The 15,658-nt window shown below is 62.1% G+C and carries 15 protein-coding genes; 9 read left to right on the top strand and 6 right to left on the bottom strand.

Going from position 1 to position 15,658, the window contains the following annotated elements:
• Positions 1–22: 22 nt before the first annotated feature.
• From LB535_RS00450 to LB535_RS00440, 3 genes are read right to left on the bottom strand one after another with little or no spacing between them, the layout of a single operon-like run.
• Positions 23–1,150, bottom strand: coding sequence for a WD40 repeat domain-containing protein (locus LB535_RS00450; RefSeq protein WP_224600590.1), 1,128 nt, complete (start codon positions 1,148–1,150; stop codon positions 23–25).
• Between the two features lie 14 nt (positions 1,151–1,164).
• Positions 1,165–1,473: a hypothetical protein gene (locus tag LB535_RS00445; RefSeq protein WP_140839161.1), complete on the bottom strand. Its 309-nt coding sequence runs from the start codon at positions 1,471–1,473 to the stop codon at positions 1,165–1,167.
• 12 nt (positions 1,474–1,485) lie between these two features.
• On the bottom strand, positions 1,486–1,962 hold the full coding sequence (locus tag LB535_RS00440) for a hypothetical protein (RefSeq protein WP_224600591.1): 477 nt from the start codon (positions 1,960–1,962) through the stop codon (positions 1,486–1,488).
• 548 nt (positions 1,963–2,510) lie between these two features.
• On the opposite strand from LB535_RS00440, the gene LB535_RS00435 reads away from it, so the two are divergent.
• From LB535_RS00435 to LB535_RS00395, 9 genes are all read left to right on the top strand, one after another.
• Positions 2,511–4,184 (top strand): aromatic/alkene/methane monooxygenase hydroxylase/oxygenase subunit alpha, encoded by a 1,674-nt coding sequence (locus LB535_RS00435; protein ID WP_224600592.1) that lies wholly within the window; start codon positions 2,511–2,513, stop codon positions 4,182–4,184.
• Positions 4,185–4,284: 100 nt separating this feature from the next.
• The gene (locus LB535_RS00430) at positions 4,285–5,343 is read left to right on the top strand and encodes an NADH:ubiquinone reductase (Na(+)-transporting) subunit F (RefSeq protein ID WP_140839155.1); all 1,059 of its coding nucleotides are present in this window, start codon (positions 4,285–4,287) and stop codon (positions 5,341–5,343) included.
• A 52-nt stretch (positions 5,344–5,395) separates the two neighbouring features.
• Positions 5,396–6,454 carry an aromatic/alkene monooxygenase hydroxylase subunit beta gene (locus tag LB535_RS00425; RefSeq protein WP_224523075.1) on the top strand — a complete coding sequence of 353 codons (1,059 nt, stop codon included), beginning with the start codon at positions 5,396–5,398 and terminating at the stop codon, positions 6,452–6,454.
• 17 nt (positions 6,455–6,471) lie between these two features.
• A complete protein-coding gene (locus tag LB535_RS00420) occupies positions 6,472–6,840 on the top strand; it encodes an MmoB/DmpM family protein (RefSeq protein WP_112097527.1) in 369 nt (122 codons plus the stop codon).
• Positions 6,841–6,927: 87 nt separating this feature from the next.
• On the top strand, positions 6,928–7,950 hold the full coding sequence (locus tag LB535_RS00415; RefSeq protein WP_224523074.1) for an amidohydrolase family protein: 1,023 nt from the start codon (positions 6,928–6,930) through the stop codon (positions 7,948–7,950).
• Between the two features lie 4 nt (positions 7,951–7,954).
• Positions 7,955–8,752, top strand: a complete 798-nt coding sequence (locus tag LB535_RS00410; RefSeq protein ID WP_224600593.1) for an iron-sulfur cluster assembly protein — start codon at positions 7,955–7,957, stop codon at positions 8,750–8,752.
• 76 nt (positions 8,753–8,828) lie between these two features.
• Complete coding sequence (locus LB535_RS00405; RefSeq protein WP_140839148.1) at positions 8,829–10,460, top strand: molecular chaperone GroEL; 1,632 nt, start codon at positions 8,829–8,831, stop codon at positions 10,458–10,460.
• 29 nt (positions 10,461–10,489) lie between these two features.
• Complete coding sequence (locus LB535_RS00400; RefSeq protein ID WP_224630787.1) at positions 10,490–11,533, top strand: NAD(P)-dependent alcohol dehydrogenase; 1,044 nt, start codon at positions 10,490–10,492, stop codon at positions 11,531–11,533.
• Positions 11,534–11,605: 72 nt separating this feature from the next.
• Positions 11,606–12,295 (top strand): MIP family channel protein, encoded by a 690-nt coding sequence (locus LB535_RS00395; RefSeq protein ID WP_224630786.1) that lies wholly within the window; start codon positions 11,606–11,608, stop codon positions 12,293–12,295.
• A gap of 75 nt (positions 12,296–12,370) precedes the next feature.
• Here the strand turns inward: LB535_RS00395 and LB535_RS00390 are convergent, their stop codons facing one another.
• The 3 genes from LB535_RS00390 to LB535_RS00380 form a co-directional block, all read right to left on the bottom strand.
• Complete coding sequence (locus LB535_RS00390) at positions 12,371–14,419, bottom strand: sigma-54-dependent Fis family transcriptional regulator (protein WP_224630785.1); 2,049 nt, start codon at positions 14,417–14,419, stop codon at positions 12,371–12,373.
• A gap of 113 nt (positions 14,420–14,532) precedes the next feature.
• Positions 14,533–15,006, bottom strand: a complete 474-nt coding sequence (locus LB535_RS00385; protein WP_224542957.1) for a hypothetical protein — start codon at positions 15,004–15,006, stop codon at positions 14,533–14,535.
• Positions 15,007–15,244: 238 nt separating this feature from the next.
• Positions 15,245–15,451 carry a hypothetical protein gene (locus LB535_RS00380; RefSeq protein WP_140839140.1) on the bottom strand — a complete coding sequence of 69 codons (207 nt, stop codon included), beginning with the start codon at positions 15,449–15,451 and terminating at the stop codon, positions 15,245–15,247.
• Positions 15,452–15,658 lie beyond the last annotated feature (207 nt).

Genomic DNA, 15,658 nt, shown 5'->3' with positions numbered 1-15,658 from the left:
GTCGCTTGCGGCCCGTATTGGCCTATTTGAACATCTGGGCGGGAAAGGTGATGATCGCGGCGGTACCGTCGACGGCGCCTAGCGCCAGGTGCCGTCCGTCGCCGGACCAAGCAAGCGCGGTCACCGCGCTGCCCAGGGGTCTGACGAGGAGTTCGTCCCGCGTTCCGATCTGGGCGACGGTGATCCGACCGTTGGCATAGCCGGCCGCAATCAGTTTCTTCTGCGGATGGGCGGCCACGGCCTCGACCGGAACTAACCCGGCGCGGCCCGTCTCCAGAGCGCCGGAGGTTTCGCCGTCAAGTGGCGGCGCGGTCATCGACCAGCCGGCAATCCGGAATGCGCCCGACGCAAACAGCGCGTCCCCCGGCGCGCTCCAGCATACCGTCCGGACTGACGATGGAAATCCCGCCACGATTGCAGTTCGGTCATCACTTGCGCTGACCAGAGCAAGGCCTCCGGTTTCGAGCCCACAGGCCAGCCAGGCGCCGTCGCCACTCCAGCAAATTGACATCGGGTGCGCTGAAAAGGCGAAATCGCGCATCGGGGTGGGCTCGCCTTCGACCATCCAGGTCGACAACCCGTGCTCCTGACCACAGGCAAGCCTCCTCCCGTCTGGTGAGAAGGCAAGCGCGTCCGTGGATGGTGGCGCGTCGCGTTGCAGCCTCACTGCTTCGATCCCGCCGCGCGCCAAAAAGATGTCCTGCCCGCTGCTGACGGCCACCATGCCCGTCCGAGGACTATAGTCGATTGCGACGGCAGGTCCGGCGATCTTGACCAGCGTCTCCATCACAGAGCCGTCCGCGTTCAGCCGGGCCACATCGCCGGCCGCCGTCCCGACGAGAAAGTCGGACCCAAGGTAGCTTGCGAGCGGAACATCGCCATCAGCCAGAACGGCGGTCGCTACCAGTGGCACCGGCGGCTTTTCCCTTGGGCGGATCGTCGTTTGGCCGAGATCGCCGCTCACCCTGATCCGCTGCTCCGGCGGTTCCTGGTCCGCGACTGCCGCTATGGCAACCGTTCCGTCGATGCACGTGAAGGCGACGGTCGAGCCATCGGCGCTGAAGCGCAGATCGGCGATCGCCGATGGACGGCACCAGCTTCTCGCCAGCAGGTCGAACAAGGTGAGGTTCTGTATCGCGTGCTGGTTCATGGCCACTCCCTTCGTCAGTTCACGGTCTTCGCCAGGCGACGGTCGACATCGTCAATGTCACCTTCGGCGGCCGCGATACGTTCCTCGCACGCCGTGCATGCGTTCCTGAATGCCGCGGCACTCTCCTCGGCTTCATGCAAGTCCTGCACCAGTTGCGCGTTCGTGCCGCGTCTGCCGATCTCGAGTTCCAGGCGCAGCACATCCATCTCGACGCCGGCAAGTTTCTGGTTGAGACGCTGCGCCTCGGCGGTGAGCGCGCAGACGCTCGCGACGAGATCGAGGCGGCGGGCGAGCAGCGCGTCACGGCTTTCGGTTTGCCCCATCGGACCCTCCTGTCACTTTTCGTTTCCAGGCACCGGACCTGGCGGTTGCTCGAATGCCGCCAGCAGCCCGGGCAGTGTGCCGGCCTGTGACTGGAACTGCTTTTCGGCCGTCTCGATGTGGCTCTTGAGCTGGTCCCAGATGTCGACGCGCATCATCGCAGTCGTGTCCCCGGTGAGGCGCTCGATTTCTTCGACGCGGAACTGGCGCGACAGCGAAACGCCGGAAAATACGAAGTCGCGCAGCAGGATGGCGTGGCTCTCGATGAACAGATGGATCATCGGATGCGTTTCGGCGGTGACGCCGCCGGCCGCAAGTTCGGCCCGGATGAAGCTCTGGAAGTGGCTCTGCAGGCGCAATTGGCTCTCGCCCATGAAACGCATGACAAACACCAGATCACGGGGCATCAGCCTTACCAGATCGCCGGCAACGCCGTCGGACAGATCGGATGTTGGCGGCGGACGGCTCCGGTTGTCCCTGTCGTTCGGCATAGCCTCTCTCCTGCTGAGCCGCATGGGCCGTCACGTTGAAATAATAGAGAGACCAGAAGAATTTAATAGATGGCGTGTATTTTTCTGCATGCTGCAGGTGCTAAGTAATATATTGCGATTGCGAATAGAAGAAAATCATTACAGCCGTAAGTTACAATTGTAAAATAACGTTACAGTTGATGGCGATCTCTGCCGTCGAAATGCGCGTGGGTTGTTCCCAGCGGCCGGATGCGCCCTTATTTCCAAACTGGCACGGCGCTTGCTTTGTCTATTTCCATAAGAAGCCCATCGCGCTCTCGTCGCGGTGCTAAAAGAACGAAGGAACGGAGGAAGCAGGTCCGCTTCGATACGCCATCGCAAGTGCGGTTGGCGTAGCGAGCCGCGCCAGACCCCTCACAAACCTTTGCCGCGATCCACTTGAACAGCCGGCCGTCGGTCGCGCCTGAATGCGCAACCCTTTGTCGTGCCGTTCGCACTCTCACTGGCGGCGCTGTTTGCCGTCTCACGCCCGGATCAAGGGATCCTCGGCTCAAACCTGGTGGAGGCTTATGACGATGTCGTCTTTGACGCTCAACAAGATTACCTCGCAACGCGGCATTTCCGTAGGCGAGGCGACGAAGAAGATTTCCGACCTCGGTTGGAACCCGACCTATGTCCAGGAAGCGATGACGTTTCCGACCGACTACAAGATCGCCAAGGCGCCGCGCGATCCGATGAAGCAGGTACTGCGCTCTTACTTCCCCATGCAGGAGGAGAAGGACAATCGCGTCTATGGCGCGCTCGATGCCGCTCTTCGCGGCGACATGTTCCGCAATGTCGAGCCGCGCTGGGTGGAATGGATGAAGCTCTTCCTCGCCATCATTCCCTTCCCGGAAATCTCCGCCGCCCGTTCGATGGCGATGGTGGCGCGGCTGGCGCCGGGCGAGGATCTCAGGACCGGCTTCACCATGCAAATGGTCGACGAGTTCCGCCACTCCACGATCCAGATGAACCTGAAGAAGTGGTACATGGAGAACTACATCGATCCGGCGGGCTTCGACATCACCGAGGAAGCCTTCGGCAAGTGCTATGCGACGACCATCGGCCGCCAGTTCGGCGAAGGCTTCATCACCGGCGACACGATGACGGCCGCGTGCATGTACCTGACCGTCGTGGCTGAGACGGCGTTCACCAACACGCTCTTCGTCGCCATGCCCTCGGAGGCCGCCCGCAACGGCGATTACGCGCTGCCGACCGTGTTCCTTTCGGTGCAGTCCGACGAGAGCCGGCACATCGGCAACGGCCACTCGCTGCTTATGGCTGCGCTGAAGGAGCCTGAGAACCATCTGCTGCTCGAGCGCGACATGCGCTACGCCTTCTGGCAGAACCACGCCATCGTCGATGCCGCAATCGGCACCTTCATCGAATACGGCACCACCAATCGCGACAAGTCGAAGGAATCCTACGCGGAGATGTGGCACCGCTGGATCTACGAAGACTACTATCGCACCTACATGCTGCCGCTCGAGAAGTACGGCATCAAGATCCACCATGACGATGTCCAGGCAGCCTGGGAGCGCATCACCAAGAAGAACTACGTCCACAAGGTCGGCCAGTTCTTCGCGGTTGGCTGGCCGGTCAACTTCTGGCGCATCGAGGCTCAGACCGACAAGGACTTCGAGTGGTTCGAGCACAAATATCCGGGCTGGTACGCCGAGTTCGGCGACTTCTGGAAATGGTATGCCAAGCTCAGCCACAAGGGCGAGAAGGTGCTCTTGTTCAACAGCGATGTCGGTTACGTCTATCCGCACCGCTGCTGGTCCTGCCTCGTGCCTTGCCTGATCCGCGAGGACATCGTGGTCGACGAGATCGACGGGCAGCTGCATACCTTCGCCCACGAGCTCGACCGCTGGACCGCTGTCGAAGCCTTCGCCGACGAGTATCAAGGCCGTCCGACGCCCGCGATGGGCCGCTTCAGCGGCAAGCGCGAGTGGGAGACGCTCTATGACGGCTGGGATCTCGCCGATGCGATCAAGGACCTCAACTTCGTCCGTTCCGATGGCAAGACGCTGATCCCGCAGCCGCATTTGCGCTTCGGCGCCGACGAGCAGTGGACGCTCGACGACGTGCGCGGCAACATCCTCGGATCGCCGCTCAAGGCGCTTCGCGGCATGTCGCCGGCCGATCGTGAGAAGCACCTGGCCGAGTATCGGGCCGGCTTCACGATCACGCCCTTCAACTGACCATACGAGCGCGGGGGCCGGGTTCCGACCCCCGCGACATTCCAGAGGAAGGCCATCTCCTGTCCTGCGGACGGGCCGGAGAGGAATTGGGAGGTTATCGATGACTGGTGCTCACACCGTGCGCCTGGAGCCGGTCGGCGTCGAGTTCGAGGTCGAAAACGGCGAGACGGTCCTGAACGCGGCATTCCGCCAAGGCATTGCGCTGCCGCATGGCTGCAAGGAAGGGCAATGCTCGGCCTGCAAATGCGTGCTGCTCGAAGGCGAGGTCGACATGCTAAAATACTCAACCTTCGCCCTCAACGACACGGAGAAGGATACCGGGCACATCCTGTTGTGCCGGTCCATCGCCTATTCCGACATGCATGTCGAGCTTCTCAACTACGACGAGGAGGTGCTGGCGAAATCAATCGCGGTGAAGACATTCAAAGGCCGGATCTCAAAATTCGAACATCTGACCCATGACATCCGCGGCATCGAGATCGAGCTCGGCTCGCCGATAAAATTCTGGGCTGGGCAATATGTCGACATCACGGTCACCACGCAAAAAGGGGAGACGATTACGCGCTCGTTCTCCATGGCAAATACGCCGGACCAAACCCAAAAACTTTCCTTCATCATCAAGAAATATCCCGAAGGAAAGTTCTCCGGAGAGCTTGATTCCGGAGGCATCCGCGTCGGAGCCGAAGTCACTGTCGCCGGACCCTATGGAACCTGCTTCCGGCGGGAGGAACGGCAAGGTCCCCTGATCCTGGTCGGCGCCGGCTCCGGCATGTCGCCGGTTTGGTCGATCCTCAACGATCACCTGAAGAGCGGCGAGAAGCGGGACGTGTTCTTCTTCTACGGCGCGCGGACCCCCACCGACCTGTTCTATCTTGACAGGATCGCCGAGCTTGCCGGCCGCCATCCGGAGCTGAACTTCATCCCGGTGCTGTCGCATGTGAATGGCGAGGCGTGGGACGGCGAGCGCGGTTTCGTCCACCAGAGCGTCGATGCCAAGCTCAAGCAACTGGCGGTCGACGGGCAGGGCGACGTCTACGCCTGCGGTCCTCCGCCCATGATCGATGCGCTGCAGCCGGTCCTGTTCATGAACGGCTTCGAGAGCGAACGCATCTTCTTCGACCGGTTCACCACGTCGTCCAGCGCCACCCCGAGCCATTGAGACGGCCCGGAGCCAGCGACACCAAAGCAACTGCAACAAGGGAGTGAAGACAATGGTAGCAACGTCGAGTTCAGTCGGATCGGGAGCCGCGGGAGCCGCGATCTTCGCCGATTCCGACAGCCGCAAATATCGGTATTTCGATCCGAAAGGCCAGCGCGCCACCCATTACGAGGATGTCACGGTCGACGTGCAGCCCGACCCCGAGCGCTACCTGATCCAGGACTGGATCATCTCCTTCTCGAACGGCAAGGGCGCCTACATCAAGGACAATACGGCTGCCAAGAGCTCGAACTGGCATGCCTTCCGGGCTCCCGACCAGGAGTGGGAGCGCACGCATTACCAGCGCCAGTCGAAAATCGAGACGATGGTGCAGAGCGTGATCACCAATGCCCGCCGCGCCGGCGCGCCGAAGACCTTCGACAAGGTGTGGGCCAAGCTCCTGCAGGCGCATCTCGGAGCGTGGAAACATGCCGAGTTCGGCCTAGGCACTTCGCTGATGCAGGCGCAGCGCTACGGCTACACGCAGATGATCAACAACGCCACGCTGACCAATTCGTCCTACAAGCTGAGGCTCGCCCAGGACATCACGCTCTATCTCGCTGAGATCGGCATGGACATCGCCGGCTGGGACGACGAACTCGGCAAGAAGCACTGGCTGGAGGACGGTGTCTGGCAGGGCACCCGCGAGGCGGTCGAAACCATCATGGGCACGACCGATTATCTGGAACAGTACTTCGCCATCAACATCGTGTTCGAACCGCTGGTCGGCGAACTGTTCCGCTCCGGCTTCCTGATGCAGGCTGCGGCGGCCAACCACGACTTCATCACACCGCCGGTGATCTCGGCGGCCGAAGCCGACTACGAGCGCAACCTCGCCAACACCATCGACCTGGCCTACCTGCTTGCCAATGACGAGAAGCATGGCGCGGCGAACAGGAAGCTCTTCCAGGGCTGGGTGAACAAGCACGGCGCGCTTGCCGACAAGGCAGCCACCGGCCTTCAGCCGATCTGGTCGATGCCGCATTCCAAGCCGATTTCCTTCACCGACGTTCGCGCCCAATCCGAGGAACGGATCGGCCAGATCCTCGGCGAACTCGGCCTCAAGCGCTGAACAGGGAGAAGACCAACATGTCAGTAGCAGCACGCGACGCCTCGCAGTCCAACATCTTCAAATCGATGAAGGACATCACCTTTGAGCAGACGATTTCGCACCAGTGCGGCGTCACCATGAACGACTCGGTCGAGGCGCGCGCCATCGCCGAATTCATGGGCAAGAAGCCGGGGGTTATCGTCACTTACCAGCCGGCCATGATCCGCATCGACGGGAACGGCAAGCTGATCTTCAAGATGGATGAGATCAGCGAATATCTCGGCCGCGACATGACCGCCGAGATCTTCGAGGTCAACACCTCTACCCACTACGGCCGCATGGTGCGCGTCGACGACAACACCGTGATCCTGTTCGGAAACATGGACGAGGTCTTCGAATACATCTGAGGAAGCCGGGCACCGGCGCGCCGCCCGATCGCGGCGCGCCCACTCCATCAACAGGACGGCATCAACGCGCCGATTGCGGAGGCAAGAATGTACAGGACACCTGAAGGCAAAGACATTTTCGTGGTCGATGGCCACACCCATTTCTGGGACGGCAGCCCGGAGAACCAAAGGAACATCCACGGCAAGCAGTTCATCGACTGCTTCTACGCCTATCATACGGGACTGAGCCCGAAGGAGCAGCTTTGGGAGAAGGGCAAGTTCGAGAAATACAGCGCCGACGATCTCTATCGCGACCTGTTCATAGACGGTCCGGACGACGTGGCGATCGTCCAGTCGACCTATCTGAAGGATTTCTACAAGAACGGGTTCAACACGATCGAGCGCAACGCGGAGGTCGCCAAGCGCTACCCGGAGCGCTTCATCATCAATGGGTCCTTCGATCCGCGCGACGGCGAGAAGGCGCTGGAATACATCCACTTCATGAAGGAGACTTATGACGTCAAGGGCGTGAAGATGTACACGGCCGAGTGGAATGGCGCCTCCAAGGGCTGGAAGCTCACCGATCCCGATGCCTACAGGTGCTTCGAGCTCTGTGAAAAACTCGGCATCAAAAACATTCACGTCCACAAGGGCCCGACAATCATCCCGCTCAGCAAGGACGCGTTCGACGTGCATGACGTCGACCACGCAGCGACGGATTTCCAGGGCTTGAACTGGATCATCGAGCATTGCGGCCTGCCGCGCCTCGACGATTTCTGCTGGATCGCGACGCAGGAAACCAATGTCTATGGCGGCCTTGCCGTGGCGCTGCCCTTCATCCATTCGCGCCCGCGCTATTTCGGCGAGGTCATTGCCGAGCTGCTGTTCTGGATCGGGCCGGAGAAGATCCTGTTCGGCTCCGACTATGCGATCTGGACGCCGCGCTGGCTCGTCGAGAAATTCTGGGCGTATCAGATCCCCGAGGATATCGCCGCGGAACGCGGCGTGCAGCTGACCGACGAGATCAAGGAGAAGATCCTCGGGCTGAATGCCGCGCGCCTCTACGAGATCGACGTCGAAGCGAAGAAGAAGGCGCTCGCAAGTTCGCCCTTCAGCATCGCGGCGGAGTAGGGCCATGGCAACCGCCAGCGTTTCCGACAGCCGCGAGAAGGAACTCTGGCGGCGCCTTGGCGAGGTCAATGACCCGGAACTCGACGAGCCGATTACCGAGATGGGCTTCGTCGAGCGGGCCGAGATGACGGGCGACGGCAGCGTGGAGGTCGATTTCCGCCTGCCGACCTACTGGTGCTCGCCCAACTTCGCTTTCCTCATGCTCGACGGCGTCCGCAAGGCGCTCGACCAGCTTTCCTGGTCGCCCGCCTATCGCGTGAAACTGCACGATCATATGTTCGCGGAGGAGGTCAATCGCGGCATCGAAGCCGGCAAGGCATTCGGCGACATATTCGCCGAGTTAGCCGCAGACGCGGATCTCGGCGCCGTGCGCGAAACCTTCAGGATGAAAGCATTCAAGCGCCGCCAGGAAGCGGTCCTGCGCGAACTTCGGCAGCACGGCCTGACGGATGTCGAAATCCTCGGCATGGACCTGCTGGCATACGATGCCGCCAGCTTCGAGCCGGGCGAGGCGGCCATGCAGAAGCCACGGTACCGGGCAGCGCTGCTGGAGCGGTTTCCCGATCGCCGTATGGACGATCCCGTCTTCGTCACCTGGGAAGGGCGGCAAATTCCGCCTGCCGCGCTCAGTGCCCATCTCGCCGAGTTGCGCGGTGTGCGTGTCAATATGGAGTTCAACGGTGCGCTTTGCCGTGGGCTCAAGCAGACAAGATACAAGGAACTGAGCGTGGTCGAAGGCGAGCCGACGCTGGTCGACTTCATCATGGATCGCGTGCCGGCTCGAAACGCGCCGGCCGTCTAAGCAGCGTCGAAAGCAACGGCCTCCCTCGCACGAGGCCCCCAACCAACAACCCGCCCGTAAGGCGGAAGGAGGAATCATGCCTAAAATTATGCTTCACAATTCCGAGGCCCGCCGGGCCCTTGCCCGTGGCGTGTTCAGGCTGGCGGCGGCAGTCGAACCGACGCTCGGTCCCAAAGGCATGAACGCCATGATCGACCGGCCGATCGGAACGCCGATGGTGACCCGCGACGGCGTCAGCATCGCTTCAGAGATCGAGCTGCATGACCGTTTCGAGAACATGGGCGCGCAGGTCGTCCGCGAGGTGTCGATGCAGACCAACGAGGTCGCCGGCGACGGCACGACGACCGCCATCGTGCTCGCCAACGCGCTGATCCAGGGCGGCATCGAGGCCAATGAGCGCGGCGCCAAATCAGTCGATCTCTGCAAGGGCATCAACCTTGCCGTGGCGGCGGTCGTGACGGCCCTCAAGGCATCGGCCAAGCCCGCCAAGGGCAATGGCGTCCTCGCCTCGGTTGCCAACATCGCCGCGACCGATGCCAAGCTTGGCGCGCTGGTGGCGCAAGCGCATGAGCGCGTCGGCGCGGAAGGCGTCATTACCACCGATTTCAGCGTGACCACCGAGACCACGCTGGACGTGGTCGAGGGCATGTCCTTCGACCGCGGCTACCTCTCGCATCACATGGTGACGGACCAGGAGAAGATGGAGGCCGTGCTCGAGCGGCCCTTCATCCTGATGACCGATCTCAAGATCAAGGAGCCCACGGCGCTCGAGACTGCGCGCCGTATCGCCGACGAGGCGGGGCGCCCGTTGCTGATCGTATCCGAGGAAGTGTCGCCGGAAGTTGTGGTCACGCTGCTCGGCAAGCAGGGGCCAGGCAAATACCTCGTCGTCCATCCGCCGGAATATGGCCATTGGCGAAAGGCCATGATGGAGGACCTGGCGATCATCACCGGCGGTAGGGTGATAGCCCGCGACCTCGGCGGCCGGCTGGAGGACATCACAGTCGACGATCTTGGGACCGCTGACCGGGTGAAAACCAGCTCATCCTACACCTCGATCATTCGCGGCGGCGGCGACCATGACGCGATCGCGGCGCGCCGCGCCCAGGTGCAGCGGCAGTATGAGGCCGCGCCGCCGAACATCGAGCAGGACAAGCTGCGCGAGCGCCTGGCCAAGCTCTCCGGCGGCACCGCAATCCTCTATGCCGGCGGCGTCACGCCGGTCGAGCAGAAACGGACCATCCAGCTGATCGAGGATTCGCTGAATGCGGTGCGCGCGGCGTCCGAGGAGGGCGTGGTTGCCGGTGGCGGCTCGGCGTTGGCCCAGATCGCGCCTCTGCTCGACAAGGTGGCGACCGGTGTCGACGGCGATGTCGCCGAAGGCGTGCGCCTGGTCCGGTCGGTGCTGACACGGCCGCTCTGGCGCATCGCCGCCAATGCCGGCGCCGATCCCGAAGCCGTGGTGGCCGAGGTGACGCGCATCAACGGCGGCTACGGCTATAACGCATCCGCCGGCAGCTACCAGAACATGTTCGAAGCCGGGATCATCGATCCTGTCCGCGTCACCTACACCGCGCTGGCCAATGCCGCCTCCGTGGCGACGCTGATCCTGACCACCGAGACACTCATCGGCGATCTTGCCGAGGATGAGGACCCGACGGCCGGGCCGGCGCTCGGCGGCGGCGCGGAAAAGCTTGGCCGCGCCTGAAACAATTCCGGACCTGAAAGGACACGACAATGAAAGCCGCAAGACTTTACGAATACGACCCGCACATGAACGTCAAGCTCAAGATCGAGGAGGTCAAGGCGCCGACGATCACGGCCCCGGACGAGGTCATCGTGCGGGTAGGTGCCGCCGGCCTCTGCCGCACCGACCTCCATATCATTGAAGGTGTGTGGAAACCGACCATGGACCCCGACGGCAGCCTTCTGCCTTACATCATGGGTCATGAGAACGCCGGCTGGGTCGAGGAGGTCGGCAGCGGCGTCAGATCGGTCAAGCGCGGCGATGCCGTGATCTGCCATCCGTTCCGCTCTTGCGGCATCTGCCTCAACTGCCGGCACGGCGAGGATATGTACTGCGACAATGGCCAGTTCCCTGGGCTCGGCATGAATGGCGGCTTCGCCGAATATTTCATCACCAGTGAACGTTCGCTGATCAAGCTCAATGCCAATGTCACGCCGATCGAAGTGGCGCCGCTGGCAGATGCCGGCATCACCGCTTATCGCGCCGCCAAACGGGCGGCGAAGCTTTTGCGGCCGGGGAGCTACTGCGTCCTGCTCGGCATCGGCGGGCTCGGACACATCGCGCTGCAGTCGCTGCATGCGATTTCAGGCTGCCGGATAATCACCGTCGATCGTGAGCCTGCCGCGCGCGTGCTGGCCAAGGATCTCGGTGCCGACTTCGTCCTCGATGGCGGGCCGAACGTCGTCGAAGAAGTAAAGGCGATCACCGGCGGCGGCGCCCATGTGGTCATCGATTTCGTCGGCGAGCTTGGCGTGGAAAACATCTGCTGGAAGATGGTGCGCAAGGGCGGCCAGCTGTTCGTGGTAGGCTATGGCGGCGCCGTCAACGTGCCGACCGCGCATCTGGTCATCGAGGAAATCAACATCGGCGGCAGCCTGGTCGGCAATTTCACCGAGCTCGTCGAGCTGATGGAGCTCAACGCCGACGGCAAGGTCAAGATGCACTACACCGAATACAATCTCGCCAGCATCAACACCGCGCTCGATGACTTCAAGAACCGGCGCTTCACCGGCCGCGGCGTCATCGTTCCCTGAAAACCTTGGGCCCGGATGGCGCGCGGAAAGCCGCGGTATCCGGTCCAGACGTCACAATCCGGAGAGGAAAAAATGAACAAATACATCTGTGAATTCGTCGGAACCTTCGCGCTGGTCTTCTTCGGCTGCGCGACGGTTCTGTTCATGAGTTCCGAGGTCGGACTGCTCGGTGTTGCAATGGCCTTCGGCCTGTCGGTGATTGCGATGGCCTATTCGATCGGGCCGATTTCCGGCGCGCATCTCAACCCGGCGGTAAGCCTTGGCGTCTTCGTTTCCGGCCGGATGAAGTCCAACGATCTCGCCGGCTACGTGGTCGCGCAATGTCTGGGGGCGATCGCTGCCTCGGCGGTGCTCTACGTGATGGCGCAAGGCAAAGGCGGCGGCTATGACGTCGCGGCGAATGGTTTTGCCCAGAACGGCTGGTCGGCCTATTCGGCGACTTCGGCGTTCTTGTTCGAGGCAGTCGCCACATTCCTCTTTCTGCTCGTCATTTTGCGTGCCACTGCGGAGGACGGCGCGGGTGCTCTGGCCGGCCTGGCGATCGGTTTGACGCTGGTCATGATCCACCTCGCCGGCATTGCCGTGTCAGGGTCTTCGGTCAATCCGGCTCGCTCGCTAGGGCCCGCGTTGTTTGCCGGCGGAAGCGCGCTGTCGCAGCTCTGGCTCTATATCGTGGCGCCTTGCCTGGGCGCTGCCGCGGCCGGACTGGTGCTGCGCACCGGGATGATCGGCGCCAGCGAACCGGCACCGCAGCTCGCCTGATCGGCCGCTGCCTTTTTGTCGGTAAGAGTTCCCCAACCCATGGCGGAACGCCATGGGTTTCTTTTTGCTGCGTGTTCAGACGAAGCCGCGCCGGATGCCATATTGCTCGAGCTTGCGGTAGAGCGTTGGCCTGGAAATGCCCAGCCGCTGCGCCACCCGGCTGAGATTGCCGCCCTCCGCGGTCAGCGCATTCTTCAACGCCTGGTGTTCCGCCTCGGCTAGCGTGCCAGCGGGCTCTTCGGGGGAGACTGCCGTGTTGCTGCCCGGCTGCGGCTCGGAACCGCCATCCGTGATTTCCTCGGGAAGGTCGTGCAGTCCGATACCGCGGCCGCGCGCCAGGACGTGCAGCCGTCCGACGAGGTTCTTCAGCTCGCGCACATTGCCCGGCCACCGATAGGCGAGCAATGCAGCGACAGCTTCCTGCGAGAATTCCAGCGGCTCGTCGCCTGATGCAGCGGCGATCTTCCGGTTGAAATGTTCGATCAGCAGCAGCACGTCCTCGCCGCGATCGCGCAGCGGCGGCACAGTGATCGAGACGGCGCCGATCCGATAATAGAGGTCGCGGCGGAAACGACCCGCAGCGACTTCCTGCTTGAGGTCTCGATTGGTCGAGGCGACGAGCCGGACGTCGACTGGCCGGCCTCGGTTGTCGCCGATACGGTGGACCACGCGCTCTTCCAGGACACGCAACAGAAACGGCTGGATCTCGAGCGGCATCTCGCCGATCTCGTCGAGGCTGAGCACGCCGCCATTGGCAAGCTCGAAGACACCCGGTTTGCCGTCGCGTGATGCGCCGGTGAAGGCGCCGGCGACATGGCCGAACAGCTCGCTGCCGAACAAGTCCTTTGTGATAGCGCCGCAATTCATCGCGATGAACGGGTCATTGTCCGTACGCCGGCTGCCGGCATGGACGAGCCGCGCGAACAGCTCCTTGCCGACGCCGGTCTCGCCTTCGACCAGCAGCGAGGCGACGCTTTTCGATCGCGCGACGCGGCAGGCGACATCGACTGCGGCAAGCAGTGCCTCGCTCTCGCCGACTATCATTGCGGCTGCGTCTTGAAGATGCTTGTCCGCCTCCCGCTTGATCACGGTCGAAACTGTCGGCGCCGACGGGAACACCAGCGCAGCGCCGCGCAAGTCGCCATCGAGCTTGAGCGGTGTGATGTGGCAGGAACGCAGATGAGCCGGCAGAGCCCTGGCGATATCGGCCTCCGAACCGGATGACGGAAGGTTCATCAGCCAGCGGCCGCGACCCGCGTCTATCGGGCCGCTGGTCATTTCGGCGGCTTCGCCGTCGGGCAGGTTGTTTCGGTAGATCGCGCGCCCGCGATGATCGACGATCACCAGTCCATCTTTTCGGCGATAGCCGGGAGCCGAGGAAATGAAAGCTTCGAGCAGGCGTGTGCGCTGCTCCTGTTGCTGCTCTGCCAATGCTTTTTCGATCTGGCGGGCCGTGGCGGCGACAAGCGCGGTGTTGTGCGGTCGGAAGATCGGCGAGTAGCCTGACAAGTCGACGACCCCGACTATCTTGCCGTCCAGCGGGTCGCGGATCGGCGCCCCGGCGCAGGTCCAGGACTTGATGCCGGCGCAGAAGTGCTCCGCCGCATGGACGAAAGTCGGTTCCCCGGTCCACAGCGCCGTGCCGATGCCGTTGGTCCCGACGGCGCCCTCATTCCATTTGCCGCCGATGGCCAGATGAATATCCATGCCGTCATGCAGGGTCTTCTTGTCGCCGATGGCATCGATCAGCACGCCGTCGCTGTCGGCAAGAACCAGCATCGCGCCGGTGCCCTCCAGCAACTGACCGATGGAGGCGAAGGATCGGCGCGCCGCCGAGAGCAGTTCGGCATTGGCCCGGGTCAGGTACTCGATTTCGTCGCGATCGCTGCTCAGCGGCGCTTCGATCCCCTGAGCGTTGATGCCGCCGGTGGCGCTGCGATACCAGGAGTCGTGAATGAGGGAGCGGACGTGGCTTGGGCGGATCGGATCGCGGACACATTTGGGCTCGTCCGCCAGAAAATCTTCCCAAGCGCGCATGGTGGCGCGCTCGTCATAGTCGATGCTGCCCAGAGCGATTTGATTGCCGGCCAACGACGCACGCGTCGGAAGAGCATCGATCTTCATCTGATTAGGCCCAGGATCGCGTTTCATTCAGTCATTACGGAACCTTCGAGGCATGCCAATGCTGTATGCTGTCTTGGATCGGACGTGCCGAAGCCGGTCCAATCGCTTACCGGTCAATTGATGCCTAGTTTCGCGCCGATGTCGGTGGCTAGCTGTTCTTCGGAGTAGGTGGCGGTGAGGCGACGCCCGTCCACTTCGGCAAGCTTCGCGGCGACGGCTTCGTCGACCGGCGCGAAGTAGCCGTTCTGCTTGGTGGCCAATACGAAAATGTGCTCGCCGCCGCGATCGCGGATATCGCCGATATGATGAAGCTGACGGCCTGTGTTTTGATCCTTCGAGATCACACGCCCATTGATGCTGACATGCACGGACGGGTTGGCCTCGGCCACAGATCCGGTTGCGCCGCCAACATGAAAGATAAGGCCTTGAGCCTTCGGTTTCTGACGTGGCTGTTTCGAAGCTGAATAACCGCCGGCGCTGAGCTGGTCGGCAAGGCGCACGATGGTTGAGCGGTTCTGCTCAATCAGCCTTTTGACTTGAGCATCCTCGCGCCGCGGGCCATCCCGCTTGGAGATGATTTCGACCATGAATCCTCCCAGATTCGTCGGCAGTGCCGGTATGGCAATTTTTCTTGCTTGCAGCGGACCTTACACTGCCACAGTCGGGTCCGCCATTCATATTAGTTAGTGCCGAAATTGATATCGTTGGTAGCAGGTGGCTGCTACACCGGGGTATTCGTAGGTTGAGCAATGCCCGTGTCATGCCGCCTTGCTCTTTGATTCCGAGGGCTCGCTGTTGAATGAGTGTGCTGTTGCAGGAGACATTCTATTTCCCGTATCGCTGCTCCAGCGCTTCGGCAATATGCTCGCAAAGCAACTCCCCGGTGACGATGGTGACGTGGAGACGGATGCGTGCGCCCCGCGGATCGACCATCGTGACCACCGCGCCGCGGTCGGAGTATTCGAACGTGTCCAGAACCTTGTGAATGACAAAGTCAGCTACATTGGGTGCCGAGCCGGCGTGATTTTCCACGGCTTTCCTCCATTCCGAAATCAGCGGGTCCCTTTGGCAGCAGTCGCGTGCCTAGGCGGTCTCCTTCGACAGCTGCCTGATCGTTAAATATGTAGCGGATTACCTCAGCGTCCAGAAGAGTATTGACCCGCCATCCTGTTGAGCGGCGAATATCTCTTTGTTCACAAGCGCAAAGGATAAGTGCCCCGGTCGTCATATCGTTGAAGC

This window comes from Mesorhizobium sp. CA10 (assembly GCF_020165285.1).
Taxonomy (GTDB): Bacteria; Pseudomonadota; Alphaproteobacteria; order Rhizobiales; family Rhizobiaceae; genus Mesorhizobium.
The sequence above is the reverse complement of the archived record's forward strand: the minus strand, read 5'-3'. Positions and strand labels throughout refer to the sequence as shown.